This is a genomic window from Faecalibacterium sp., from assembly GCF_052358865.1.
In the GTDB taxonomy this organism is placed as follows: Bacteria; Bacillota; Clostridia; order Oscillospirales; family Ruminococcaceae; genus Faecalibacterium; species Faecalibacterium butyricigenerans.
In genome coordinates this window covers 1-12,865 of sequence record NZ_DAWCVJ010000069.1, presented here as the reverse complement: position 1 = coordinate 12,865, position 12,865 = coordinate 1, and the positions used below count along the sequence as shown (strand labels likewise).

At 57.3% G+C, this 12,865-nt stretch carries 13 protein-coding genes and 1 other annotated feature; of the genes, 5 read left to right on the top strand and 8 right to left on the bottom strand.

The genetic code is table 11. The features are described 5' to 3' along the window. Together asnB and ACT8X9_RS10470 are read right to left on the bottom strand one after the other, a co-directional pair. A partial coding sequence (asnB, locus tag ACT8X9_RS10475) for an asparagine synthase (glutamine-hydrolyzing) (RefSeq protein WP_444268932.1) occupies positions 1-1,101 on the bottom strand: 1,101 nt, incomplete at its 3' end. Between the two features lie 116 nt (positions 1,102-1,217). Beyond that, positions 1,218-1,486, bottom strand: a binding site (T-box leader). A 13-nt stretch (positions 1,487-1,499) separates the two neighbouring features. Further along, on the bottom strand, positions 1,500-1,985 hold the full coding sequence (locus ACT8X9_RS10470) for a Fur family transcriptional regulator (protein WP_227620364.1): 486 nt from the start codon (positions 1,983-1,985) through the stop codon (positions 1,500-1,502). A gap of 291 nt (positions 1,986-2,276) precedes the next feature. On the opposite strand from ACT8X9_RS10470, the gene ACT8X9_RS10465 reads away from it, so the two are divergent. The 4 genes from ACT8X9_RS10465 (at position 2,277) to nagB (ending at position 6,443) form a co-directional block, all read left to right on the top strand. Continuing rightward, positions 2,277-2,936 (top strand): GntR family transcriptional regulator, encoded by a 660-nt coding sequence (locus ACT8X9_RS10465; RefSeq protein ID WP_444268931.1) that lies wholly within the window; start codon positions 2,277-2,279, stop codon positions 2,934-2,936. A 134-nt stretch (positions 2,937-3,070) separates the two neighbouring features. Further along, positions 3,071-3,799: a TraX family protein gene (locus ACT8X9_RS10460; RefSeq protein ID WP_444268930.1), complete on the top strand. Its 729-nt coding sequence runs from the start codon at positions 3,071-3,073 to the stop codon at positions 3,797-3,799. Between the two features lie 257 nt (positions 3,800-4,056). After that, on the top strand, positions 4,057-5,526 hold the full coding sequence (locus ACT8X9_RS10455) for a PTS transporter subunit EIIC (protein WP_444268929.1): 1,470 nt from the start codon (positions 4,057-4,059) through the stop codon (positions 5,524-5,526). A 188-nt stretch (positions 5,527-5,714) separates the two neighbouring features. Then, entirely contained in the window at positions 5,715-6,443 is a 729-nt protein-coding gene (nagB, locus tag ACT8X9_RS10450; RefSeq protein WP_444268928.1) for a glucosamine-6-phosphate deaminase, read from the top strand. Between the two features lie 195 nt (positions 6,444-6,638). On the opposite strand, the gene ACT8X9_RS10445 is transcribed toward nagB, so the two are convergent. From ACT8X9_RS10445 to nagA, 3 genes are all read right to left on the bottom strand, one after another. Further along, entirely contained in the window at positions 6,639-6,896 is a 258-nt protein-coding gene (locus ACT8X9_RS10445; protein ID WP_444268927.1) for an HPr family phosphocarrier protein, read from the bottom strand. A 51-nt stretch (positions 6,897-6,947) separates the two neighbouring features. After that, entirely contained in the window at positions 6,948-7,196 is a 249-nt protein-coding gene (locus tag ACT8X9_RS10440; RefSeq protein WP_444268926.1) for a class II D-tagatose-bisphosphate aldolase non-catalytic subunit, read from the bottom strand. Between the two features lie 66 nt (positions 7,197-7,262). Next, complete coding sequence (nagA, locus tag ACT8X9_RS10435; protein ID WP_412589435.1) at positions 7,263-8,402, bottom strand: N-acetylglucosamine-6-phosphate deacetylase; 1,140 nt, start codon at positions 8,400-8,402, stop codon at positions 7,263-7,265. Between the two features lie 310 nt (positions 8,403-8,712). Here nagA and ACT8X9_RS10430 point away from each other — a divergent pair, with 310 nt between their 5' ends. Then, positions 8,713-9,891 carry an SIS domain-containing protein gene (locus ACT8X9_RS10430; RefSeq protein ID WP_444268925.1) on the top strand — a complete coding sequence of 393 codons (1,179 nt, stop codon included), beginning with the start codon at positions 8,713-8,715 and terminating at the stop codon, positions 9,889-9,891. A 284-nt stretch (positions 9,892-10,175) separates the two neighbouring features. On the opposite strand, the gene fba is transcribed toward ACT8X9_RS10430, so the two are convergent. The 3 genes from fba to ACT8X9_RS10415 all read right to left on the bottom strand — a co-directional run bounded on the left by fba (position 10,176) and on the right by ACT8X9_RS10415 (position 12,628). Next, positions 10,176-11,027: a class II fructose-1,6-bisphosphate aldolase gene (gene fba / locus ACT8X9_RS10425; protein WP_444268924.1), complete on the bottom strand. Its 852-nt coding sequence runs from the start codon at positions 11,025-11,027 to the stop codon at positions 10,176-10,178. A gap of 133 nt (positions 11,028-11,160) precedes the next feature. Continuing rightward, the gene (locus tag ACT8X9_RS10420) at positions 11,161-11,304 is read right to left on the bottom strand and encodes a hypothetical protein (RefSeq protein WP_444268923.1); all 144 of its coding nucleotides are present in this window, start codon (positions 11,302-11,304) and stop codon (positions 11,161-11,163) included. A gap of 124 nt (positions 11,305-11,428) precedes the next feature. Further along, positions 11,429-12,628, bottom strand: coding sequence for an AraC family transcriptional regulator (locus tag ACT8X9_RS10415; RefSeq protein ID WP_444268922.1), 1,200 nt, complete (start codon positions 12,626-12,628; stop codon positions 11,429-11,431). Positions 12,629-12,865: the final 237 nt, after the last annotated feature.

Here is a 12,865-nt window from a genome sequence, read left to right as displayed (position 1 = left end):
GTACATATACAGCCCACGGATGCGCTTCTGGCTCTCCTGCTGGAAGGCGTCGGCGGTGGGGGCGTAGTCGGTGTACTTGTAGCCGAACAGCTCGTCGGAGATCTCGCCGGTCAGCAGCACCCGGACGTCGGTCTGCTCGTGGATGGCCTTGCAGAGCAGATACATTCCCATGCTGGCGCGGATGGTGGTGATGTCCCATGTGCCCAGCAGCCGGATGACCTCCTCAAGGTTCTGGATGACGATGTCCCGGTTGATGATGATCTCGTGGTGCTCGCTGCCCAGATACTCGGCGGTCTGGCGGGCATATTTCAGGTCGATGGCGTCGGTGTCCATGCCGATGGCGAAGGTGCGGATGGGCTTGCCCAGCTTTTTGGCGGCGATGGAGCAGACCAGCGAGGAGTCGAGGCCGCCCGAAAGCAGGAAGCCGACGGGGGCATCGGCGTCCAGACGCTTTTCCACGCCGGCAATGAGCTTTTCGCGGATGTTGGTCAGGATGGTGTCCATGTCGTCCTGCATGGGGGCGGGCACGTCGGCGATGTCCTCGTAGCGGACGAAGCGGCCGTCGCAGTAGTAGCTGCCGATGGGGAAGGGGCGGATGTCGTCGCACCAGCCGATGAGGTTCTGCATCTCGGAGGCAAAGGCGATCTTGTGGCTGGACTTGGAGTAGCCGTAGAACAGTGGGCGGATGCCGATGGGGTCGCGGGCCGCGATGAGGCGGTCCTTGCGGGAGTCGTACATGATAAGGGCAAACTCGGAGTCCATGTGGCGGAACATATCCAGACCGTACTCATAATAGAGCGGCAGCAGGATCTCGCAGTCGCAGTCGGAGTGGAACTTATAGCCCCGGCGCTTCAGGATCTCCTTCTCAAAGCGGAAGCCGTACAGCTCGCCGTTGCAGACCACGCAGTCGGCCCCGCGGTAGAAGGGCTGCATCCCCTCCGGGGTCAGGCCCATGATGGCCAGACGGCCAAAGCCCATCAGGCCGAAAGGCCCCTCCACGACCCGCTGGTCGTCCGGCCCGCGGGAGACGGTGCGCATCAGGTATTCTTTGAATTTGTCGGCACTGATATCGTGCCCGGTATAGCCGATCACACAGCACATATTTCTTACCCCTCTTATGTTGTTTTTTGACTTCTCCGTTACGCCTGCGAAGCTTTCCCTTCTTCGTCCCGGCGGGGAGGCGGATAAAATAAAAAATACGGCAGCAAACGTCCTGTTGCTAGGACGAATGCTGCCGTATCCGTGGTGCCACCTAAATTACCGGCAGAGCCTGCCAGTCACTTTGTGCGCTCTCCCCGTTGAAAGCACTGCCGCGATAACGAGCGGCGCACGTCTGCCCCTACTGCCCGCAGCGCCACAGCACCCGGGGGTTCAGGGGGAAGCTCACGGGGGTTCGTTCAGGCCCGGCCATCTGCGCGGCTCACACCTGCCCGCACTCTCTGGAAGAGGGCGCTTGGGCCTTACTTTTCCCGTTCAACGCTTTTCTTGCGAGAATTGTATCACTGCTTTTTCTCCGTGTCAACCTCTGCGCAGCAATTTTTACAGGTTTGTGCAGCCTGCCCGTCCTGAGCCTCGTTTGCGGCGCAGCTGCGGCACATACCATACAAAACGCTGCCCTCGCATTGCAGGGTGAAGCCGTGCTCGGCCATCAGGTGGGCGCGCACCTCGTCCATGAAGTGGCAGTCCAGATGATAGATGCGCCCGCACCGCACGCATTTGAGGTGCAGGTGCTCCCGGCAGTGGCGGCCCTCGTCCACATACTGGAACACGGCCTTTTCGCCCTTGTCGGCCACATATTTCATCACCCGCTGCTCTCCGGCCAGCTTGTCCAGATAGCGGTAGACGGTGGTGGGGTTGGGGCTGGCCCCTTCGGCCTCCAGATGCTCGAGGATGTTGGAGGCGCTGACCGCGTGCTGGCGGTTGCGGATGAGATAATCTAAGATGAGCTGGCGGGTCTTGGTGTTGTAGCCGTCGCTTCGTGCCATGATGCAGATCCCTTCTTTCTCTTTGTAGTGTATCACATTTTATCCTTCGATGCAAAACAACAGGGAGATTCGGACAATAAGCACAAAAACTGTTGTGAAATATGTGCAAAAATGAGGAATGATATTTAGGCAAAACAGAAATCAAGCCAAACTTAGGCGGAAACTCTTGTAAAAAATGTCCTATTGTGTGATAATAAAATCGAGAGAATAGTTGGATTGTTTCAGGGATACAAGCAGCACCGGAAGACCGCGTGTGGAACGTCCAGCAGGAAATGATTGGAGAAGAGGAAGATGAAAGAGACGGAAACACAGGCAAAGCTGAGCCTGAAGCTGCAGGCGTATCAGTACCTGAAGACCAAGATCCTCAACTGTGAGTACCGCCCGAACGAGTTCCTGAACGAGCAGAAGCTCTGCGCGGAGATGGGCAACATCAGCCGCACCCCCATGCGGGACGCGCTGGGGCGTCTGGAACAGGAGGGCCTGATCACCATCCTGCCCAAGAAGGGCCTGATGGTGTCGGGCATCACCGAGGAGGACGTACACAGCATGTTCGAGATGCGTCTGCTGGTGGAGCCTTATGCCCTGCGCACCTATGGCGCAGACATCCCCCACGGGGAGCTGGAGCACTTTGTCCAGATGATGCACGACCCGGACATCATCGACGACTTCTGCAAGGCGGACGATGACTTCCACGAGCTGCTCATGAGCACCCTGCCCAACAAGTATATGCGCTCGGCCTATGACCGCATCACCGGCCTCAACACCCGGTTCCGCATCATGACCGGCAAGGTGAGCATGATCAACCGGGAGCAGACCTGCGAGGAGCATCTGGAGATCCTCGAGCCTGCCCTGAAGGGCGACTGGAACACCGCCGCCGACGCCCTCCAGAAGCATCTGGAGATCGCCCGCGACAAGGCCGAGGGCGTCATCAAGGTCATCCGGCTGTGGTAAGAAGATAACAACAAAAGACCTCTCTGTATCGAATGGTGCGGGGAGGTCTTTTTTCACGCAGGAAGGGAAAATGGTTGAAAACGATCCCCCGGAACCGATATAATGGGGACAGTTCAAATGTGAGGTCTGACAAAATGCAAAACAACACACTTTCCCGCCCGGGCTTTTCCCTCAGCGGCACGGCGCTGAAACGCATTGCCTGCCTGTCCATGCTCATCGACCACATCGGCGCGGCCCTGCTGGAAAACGGCCTGTTCCGGCAGAATGCCGTCTGGCAGGGCGGCGTCCGGCTGGATTTTGTGATGCGGATGGCGGGGCGGCTGGCCTTTCCCATCTACTGCTTCCTGCTGGTGGAGGGGTTCGTGCACACCCACGACTTCCGGAAATACGCCCTGCGGATGCTGGGCTTTGCCCTCCTCAGTGAGTTCCCCTTCGACTGGGCCTTCTTCTCCGGGGTCTGGTGGGGGCATCAGAACGTCTATTTCACCCTGCTGCTGGGCCTGCTGGCCATGAAGGCGCTGGACACCTTCCGGACTGGGGAGGGGACGCCGGATGCCCGGGGCATCCTCTGCGCGGCAGCCTGCACCGGGGCGGCGGCGCTGCTCCGCTGCGACTACGACGTGATGGGGATGGCCCTCATCCTCGCCCTCTATCTGACGCGGAAAGACCGGGCGGCCCAGTGCATCGCGGGCGCAGTCTTCACCCTCTTCGAGCCGGTGGCCCCGCTGGCCTTCGGGCTGGTGTGGTTTTATAGCGGCGAGCGGGGCAGCTGCTCAAGGGCCGAACAGTGGGCGTTCTACTGGTTCTACCCGGTGCATCTTTCGGTACTGGCGGCAGCAGTGGCCCTGGCCTTTCCAGGCTAAAGACCGGTAAAGAAAATTTTTTTCACCATTTTTGGGGTCCAAAAGGCGGTTTTGTAGAGAAAAAACAAAATCATTGCGCAATACAGCGTTGGATATATGGACTTTTGAGGGAAAAACATGAAAATAACATGGAAATCAGGGCAAAAACTATGGCTTTTCTGTTTTGAATGTGTTAATATATTGTTACGGAAGTTCGGCGGTGTGCAACCGGCACCGCCGCTGAAAAACAACATTCTTATTAAGGAGGAATGTGCTTTATGATGAAGTATCTCCAGAAACTGGGCAAAGCACTGATGCTCCCCGTTGCAGTGCTGCCGATCTGCGGCATCCTGATGGGCATCGGTTACGCTCTGGCCCCCGCCGTTATGGGTGCTGAGGGTGCAACCTCTGGCGCAGCATACACCATTGGCTTCCTGCTCATCAAGGCAGGCGGCGCTCTGATCGATAACATGGCATGGCTGTTTGCCATCGGCGCTGCTGTGGGCCTGGCCGACAACGACGGCACCGCAGGTCTGGCCGGTCTGGTCAGCTTCCTGATGATGCAGCAGCTGCTGAACCCCGGCGTGGTCGGCATGGTGCGTCATCTGGAAGAGGGCACCGCTACCTACATCGCATTCCAGAAGGTCGCCGGCAACTCCTTTATCGGCATTCTGGCTGCAGTTGTGGGCGCTGCCTGCTACAATAAGTTCAAGGATACCCAGATGCCCGACTGGCTGGCATTCTTCAGCGGCAAGCGCTTTGTTGCTATCGCTACCGGCCTGGTCTCCATCCTGGTCTCCGTGGTTCTGCTGTTCGTCTGGCCCGTCATCTTTGATGCTCTGGTCGCCATCGGCACCGCCATCGCCGGCATGGGCGGCATCGGCGCCGGCATTTACGCTTTCCTGAACCGTCTGCTCATCCCCACCGGCCTGCATCACGCTCTGAACAACGTGTTCTGGTTCGATACCATCGGCCTGGGCGACCTGAACCACTTCTGGGCAGGCGACGTCACCGGTCAGAACGGTGTCACCTGGAGCCTGGGTATGTACATGTCCGGCTTCTTCCCCTGCATGATGTTCGGTATTGCCGGTGCTGCTCTGGCAATGGTCAAGACCGCTAAGAACAAGAAGGCTGCCATTGGTCTGGTGGTTTCCGCTGCCATCTGCGCCTTCGTCTGCGGCGTCACTGAGCCCTTCGAGTTCGGCTTCATGTTCCTGTGCTTCCCCCTGTACGTTGTGTACTCTGCCCTGTACGGCATCTTCACCATCATCACCTACTACTCCGGTTTCCGTGCTGGCTTCTGCTTCTCTGCAGGCGCTACCGATCTGGTGTTCTCCGCTTCCCTGCCCGCAGCTGCTAAGACTTGGATGATCATTCCTCTGGGCATCGCTGCATTCGTGGTGTTCTACGCAGTGTTCTACTTCGCCATCACCAAGTTCGACCTGAAGACCCCCGGCCGTGAGGATGACGACGAAGAGGCTGAGAAGAAGGTCACCCTGGCCAACAACAACTACACCGAAGTCGCTTCCGCTGTTCTGGCAGCCGTGGGCGGCAAGGAGAACGTGAAGGACGTTGGCTACTGCGCAACCCGCCTGCGTTTCGAGGTCCTGGACAACGCTAAGGTGGACGAGAAGGCTGTGAAGGCTGCCGGTGCTGCCGGTGTCATCCGCCCCAGCAAGAACGCCTGCCAGGTCATCATCGGCACCAAGGTCCAGTTCGTGTACGACGAGCTGAAGAAGATGCTGTGATTCTGCTGACATTCTGAGTTGGATCCCGGGCATGGGAGGACGGTTGACCCCCTGCCCATAAAAAAGGCCGCCGAGGGCGGGCGTTTATGCCCTGCTTTCGGCGGCTTGTTTTGTTCACAAAAAAGCGTATCTTCCCCCAGAAAACCGTGTTATACTAGTGGTACGATAAAAATCAGGAGGTCTATCTTATGAAGATCATTCGTGCAAAAGATTACAAGGATATGTCCCGCAAGGCGGCAAACATCATCTCCGCGCAGGTCATCATGAAACCGAACTGTGTGCTGGGTCTGGCGACCGGCGGCACCCCTGTGGGCGCATACGCACAGCTGGTGGAGTGGTATAACAAGGGCGACCTCGACTTCTCCGAAGTGACCACCGTCAACCTCGACGAGTACCGCGGCCTGCCCAAAGAGCATCCCGAGAGCTATTGGAGCTTCATGCACAAGAACCTGTTCGACCATGTGAACATCCGCCCCGAGGCCATCCATCTGCCCGACGGCACCAACCCCGACGCGGCCGACGCCTGCGCCAAGTACAACGACATCATCCACAGCGTGGGCGGCATCGACCTGCAGCTGCTGGGCCTCGGCCCCAACGGCCACATCGGCTTCAACGAGCCGGGTGAGGCCTTCGAGCTGGAGACCCACTGTGTGGACCTGACCGAGGCCACCATCGAGGCCAACAAGCGCTTCTTTGACGGCAACGAGGACCTTGTGCCGAAGCAGGCCTACACCATGGGCATCAAGACCATCATGCAGGCTCGCAAGGTGCTGGTGGTGGCCAACGGTCTGGCAAAGGCCAAGGCCGTCAAGGCTGTCGTTTCCGGCCCCGTCACCCCCGAATGCCCGGGATCCATCCTGCAGATGCACCCCGACTGCATCCTCGTGGCCGATGAAGAGGCCCTGAGCCTGCTGTAAGGCCCGAAGGAACGCATGGACGAAAACGAAAAGAAAGAGCCGGAGCCGGACAAAAAAGACCGCAGCTTCCTTGCTGTGGCGGGCGGAGCCATCCTGCTTCTGGCTATCCTGTACTTCATCAAGCTTCTCTGAGAACAATAAAAATGCCGCTGTGCAGCGTTGAACTGCACGGCGGCATTTTTTATAATACGATGCTCAGACGTTCTCGGTCAGGAACTTCTCCACAGCCTCGATGGCAGCTGCCTCGTCTTCGCCCTCGGCGGTGACGGTGATGGTCTCGCCCTGACGGATGCCCATGCCCATCACGGCCATCAGCTTGCGCATATCGCAGGTCTTGCCGTTCTTTTCGAGGGTGATGGTGCTGGTATACTGCTTGGCCAGCTTGACCAGCAGGCCGGCAGGGCGTGCGTGGACGCCAAGTGCATCTTTGATGGTATACTGGAACTGTTTCATGGCTCATAGTCTCCTTGTTGGATAAAAGGGGGATTCGGGTCGTTCAAAAAATCAGACAGCGCTCTCGTAGGCCAGCATGAACTGCACGATGCCGTCCATTGCCAGCTCACGGGGGTCGAGCTTCAGCTTGCCCTCGCGGATCTTGGCGTAGCTGATGGGCATATACTGGTGGAGCATATTCATCGGGATGGGGTACTCGCGGAGATTGTCGAACAGCTTGTTCATGGCGGCCACCACCTCGGGCTGACCGATGTAGTAGCGGGCGCGGTCGGAGTAGCTGTACTTGCGGCGCTTGTCCATCATTTCCTGAAGCGGGTGTTTTATGTTTGCTATCTCCTTCGTGTCTGCTTGGGTGTATGCATGGAATTAAAGCTTGGGCTGACCCATGCAGTAGGTCTGCAGGACGTCGTAGTTATCCTCCAGCACCACGAGGTCGGCGTCCTTACCCACCTGGATGGAACCCTTGCGGTCGTCCAGATGCAGGCACTTGGCCGGGTTGATGGTGCAGGAGTTCAGAGCGTAGTTGAAGGGGACCAGAGCCTCTTCAACGAGGATACGCAGGCCCTTGTTGATGTTCAGGGTGGAGCCTGCCAGAGTGCCGGTGGCTGTCAGATGGGCGCTGCCGTCGGGGTAGATGATGATCTCGTTGCCGCCGAACAGGTACTTGCTGCCCACGGGCGTACCCTTGGCCATCAGGGCGTCGGAGATCATGATGGCGTAGTCGGGACCCTTGCTCATGAAGTAGTTGTTCAGGGCAGCGGGGGTGGAGTGGCAGCCGTCGCAGATGATCTCACCGTACATGGTGCGGATGCGGTAGGCCGCGCCCACCAGACCGTTGGCGCGGTGGTTGAAGGGCGACATACCGTTATAGACGTGGGTCATGGAGCGCGCGCCGTTGGCGTAGGCCATGACAGCCTGCTCGTAGGTGGCGCCGCTGTGGCCGATGCTGACCACCACGCCGTGGGCGGTCAGATAGCGGGTGAGGGCAAAGTCCTCATCATGCTCCGTTGCCAGCGTGACATAGCGGATGTGGCCGCGGGCCGCCTTCTGGTAGTGCTCGAACTGCTCGATGGTGGGTTTGACGATGTACTGGTCAGGCTGTGCGCCCTTGTACTTCATGTCGAGATAGGGGCCTTCGAAGTGGATGCCCAAAATCTCTGCGCCGTCGTAGCCGCTCTCCATGACATTGGCCACATTGGTGACGGCGTTGGTCAGTACCTCGACGCTCTGGGTGATGGTGGTGGCGAGGAAGCTGGTGACGCCCTCCGAGACGATGTGCTCTGCCCAGTAGCGCAGGCCGTCCTCGTTGGCGTCGTTGGTGTCGAACTCGTAGGCGCCGTGGCAGTGGATGTCCATAAAGCCGGGGACGATGCGCTTGTCACCGTAATCGTCGTCCACATCCTTGGTGCCATAGGGCAGGATGGCGGTGATCCTGCCGTCATTCACCTCAATAGCAGCAGGGACGAACTGGTCTGCCAGCCAGACCTTTTTGCTTTGTATTACCATTTTTAGATGCCCTCCTTCTGGGGTTGATAGCTTGATTTCATTATACCACACGGCTTCGGAAAAATATTTATAATTTTCAATCGATTTGTTATTCGTTCCGGCAAAAAGACATAAAAATGATGGAGAAAACGGCCTGACAGGCCGCTGCGCGGAGGCTGGTTTGTCTTTTTCAATCAAAAAGTTATGGCTGTCAGTTTCCCCCTTGTTTTCTGCGGTTTGAATGTGATATAACAAACAAAAGAGACAGGAATGGCTCTGCTTTGGCTTTATCAGAAAAAAGTTACCAAGTCCATTAGGAGGTAGAATAAGGATGAGCATTTTTAATCTGACCGATGAGAAGATGAAGGAGACGTCTTCTACCTTTACGGCCCATGAGATCTATCAGCAGCCTGCCACCTGGCGCAAGACCTGCGCCCAGCTGGCCGCCTGCAAGGATGAGCTTCAGGCTTTTATCGATCAGGTCGTCAAGCAGGATGATTTCGACATCGTCCTCACCGGTGCCGGCACCAGCGAGTTCGTCGGCAACTCCCTGTTCCAGGCGCTGAACCCCAAGTACGACTTCAAGGTCAAGTCCTACGCTTCTACCGACCTCGTGCCTTCTCCCGAGAACTTCCTCTCCCGCACCAAGCCCACCCTGCTGGTGAACTTTGGCCGTTCGGGCAACTCCCCCGAGTCTCTGGGCAATGTGGAGGCCGCTGAGGTCGTCTGCCAGAACCTGTATCACCTGTTCGTGACCTGCAACCACGAGGGTACCCTGTCCAAGCTGGCAAACACCCGTCACAACTGCTTCGCCATCAACCTGACCCCCGAGACCCACGACCAGTCCTTCGCCATGACTTCCAGCTACAGCAATATGTATCTGGCTACCTATCTGGCCTTCAACCTCGACAAGCTGGACGAGATCACCGCTGAGGTCGAGAAGTTGGCCGTCGCCGGCCAGCACTTCCTCGATGACCAGTTCGGTCTGGCACAGAAGATCGTGGACGAGTTCGATTACAACCGCATCGTCTATCTGGGCAACATCGGCCTGAAGGGCGTCGCGCAGGAGTCCGCACTGAAGACCCTCGAGCTGACCGCCGGCAAGGTCGCCACCATGTACGACTCTGAGCTGGGCTTCCGCCACGGCCCCAAGTCCATCATCGACGACAACACCCTGACCGTCGCTTACCTGAGCGATGACGAGTACCGCCGCCGCTACGAGCTGGATCTGGTCAAGGAGATGGCACGCCAGCGCAAGGGCAACAAGATCGCCGTCGTCTACAACCACGACTGCGAGGGCATCGAGGAGCTGGCCGACTATCCCGTCCAGATCAAGGTCGGCGCCGATATGGAGAACGTCCTGCTGGGTCTGGACTTCATCCTCTTCGCACAGACCATCGCTCTGATGAAGTCCCTGTCTCTGGGCATCACCCCGGACAACCCCTGCCCCACCGGCGAGGTGAACCGCGTGGTCAAGGGCGTCACCCTGTACCCCTACACGCTGAAATAATCCGAAAAAACGTCATAAATTCAGGTTGGCAACGAGTATGATCGGTTTGGTAGTTACCGGCCACTGCCATTTTGCAGACGGCATCCACACCTCTGCGCAGATGATCGCGGGCATCGCAGGCACCAACCTGCCCATGATCGTTACCGCCGTGACCATGCTGGACATGGAGGATGACCCCCGCAGAAGCACCACAGCATTCGGCGGGGGTCTTGCCGTATGCACACAGCAAAAAAGCGGGAGCAGACGTCCCGAAGGGCGTCCACTCCCGCTGCGATTTTATGTGATTAAGCCTTGCCGTTGCCGCCGCAGACTAGGATCTTGCTCTTGACGTATTCCTTGACGTACTCGCGGCCGACGGTGCTGTACTTCTTGGGGTCGAAGACCTCGGGGTCCTTGGCGAGGTATTCCTTCAGGCCCTTGCTGAAGGCAATACGCAGGTCGGTGGCGTAGTTGACCTTGCACATACCGCGTGCAACGCACTCACGGACGGCATCGTCGGGCACGCCGGAGGTGCCGTGGAGCACCAGAGGTACAGACACGACCTTGCGGATCTCGCTCAGGCGCTCGATGTCCAACTTGGGCGTTCCCTTGTAGACGCCGTGGGCAGTGCCGATGGCGACGGCCAGAGAGTCCACGCCGGTGCGCTCTGCAAACTCAGCAGCCTCGGAGGGGACGGTGTAGCCGTTGCCATTGCCGCAGTCAAGGTCGTCTTCCTTGCCGCCGACCTTGCCCAGCTCAGCCTCCACCGGGATACCGGCGGCGTGGCAGGCGCGGACAACGGACTTGGTGATCTCGATGTTCTCCTCGAAGACATGGTGAGAGCCGTCGATCATAACGGAGGTGTAGCCGGCACGGAATGCCTGCATGGCCAGCTCGTAGCTGCTGCCGTGGTCGAGGTGCATCACGACGGGGACGCTGGCCTCAGAAGCGGCTGCGGCCACCATGGCGTGGAACATGGCCGGAGAAGCGTACTTCAGGGTGCCCGGGGTGGTCTGGACGATGACGGGAGCGCGCAGCTCCTCGGCAGCGGCGATGATGGCCTGCACCATCTCCATGTTCTCGGCATTGAACGCGCCGATGGCGTAATGGTTCTTCTGAGCGTCGAGCATCAAATCTTTGGTCGTAACTAAGGACATAGTAAAACCTCCCAAAACTTTACCTTCTTCAAAAAGCGTTAAGAGTTTAACCATTCATCCTTATTATAGATAGCCCTGGCTAATTTGGCAAGAGCAAAAAACGCCAAAGAGTTTGTCATTTGCGGTTGAAAGCTCAGAAGCCCAGCTGTGCATCCTCTCGGGCGGCTTCCAGAACGGTGACCACCTGCCGGGAGCAGACCGCCGCGCAGTGGAATGCGGGGACTTTCACAAACTCCGCCGCCATCGTGCGGGCGATGGAGCCTGTGCCGAGGTTCATATGGGTGCTCCTCCTTCTATCGCAATTTTCAAAAATAGCGCCTATCAGGATAGCATATTTGCGATATGCAGTTTGCGGATGTTGCCTGTGCATTAAAAACGCAAACTGCTATATATAATGAGTATCAGAGACTGGCTTGACAGTTCTGCTTGACGAACTCACTGGGGGACATATGGTACTTCATGTTGAAGGATTTGGAGAAATAGTGGATAGAGCTGTAGCCCAGCCGCAGCGAGATCTCGCTGATGGTGTAGCGGTTCTCGAGCAGCATCTGACAGCTGCGCTCCAGCTTTTTGTCGTTGATATACTTTTTGGGGGACTGGTCCCCCGAGTTCTTGAACAGCAGTTGCAGGGCCGACCGGGACAGCGAAAAGTGCTCGCAGATCTCCGGGATGGTCAGCGGGTCGTAGATGTTGTCGTGGATGTAGGCGATGATGCGGTCGAAAAGCTCGTCCATCGCGCTCTGGTGGGCTGTGTTGCTGGCGGACGTCATGGGGGAGGCGTAGGTGCCTTGGAGCAGACGGATGATGGTCTCGGTCAGCAGGCAGAGCATCAGGCTGTTCATATAGGGGATGCCGGTGGTGCTCTCCCGGACGAAGGCCTTTAATAAGGTGTTGATCTTCTGGTCGTAGTGGAACACCCGGTTGATGAGGGCGTCGTACCAGACCTCCCGCTCCACAGGCGTCAGGTTGCGCATATCGAAGAGGATGGTCATATAGGAGGCCCTGTGCTCTTCGTCGGTGTACTGGGTGTGGAACTGGCCCGGGCCGTAGATCATCAGGTCTTTTTCTTTTAAGTGGTAGAGCGTGCCGTCCACTTCGGTCTCCAGCTCGCCGGTGTCCACATAGGTCAGTTCGAAGAAATCGTGCCGCTCACCAAGGAAACAGTAGTTCTCGGTGCGGATGCGGTAGTAGTAGCCCAGAATTTTCTGTATCTCGATGCGGGGCAGGACGGCCAGAAATTCGTACTGGGAAGGAAAGTCCGTGATGTGAAGCGAATAACTGCTCTCGGCGTAGAGGTCGTATTCCAGCTTCTGGGTCGTGGAAACGACGGCGAAGTAGATATTTGGCTTGATGTGGATGAGCCGGTTCATGCCAAACTCCTCCACGGCGGCTGCGTCCGCCGTGTGGGAGACCAGCAGCACGCCAATGCCGCTCTTTACCTGTAAATAGGTATCGCAGTTGAAGCAGTAGAACTGAGAGGCATAGCGGCGGGTGATGGCAATCATCGTCTGGTGGATGAGCTCCGGGTGCTCGCGGTCGATGGACTGGTGGTAGACCGAGCCGTAATCCAGAAAACTGTCGTTGGAAGTTTCGCGTTGCATTCAAATCCCTCCTTACTGAAAAAGTATATCATTTTTTTGGCAATTTGAATAGTCTTATTTGCACTTTTTTGGTAGATTGTAATGAGACTCACCGAATTTAACCGCTTTTTCGAAACAATTTGTTAAAAAATATAAAGACATTTGTTCAAATATAGCCTATAATGTAGTTACTCTGAATTGGATACTCAGACAAAAAACTCAAAGAGGAATTTGAAAATGCCGAACATTGTTCTTACG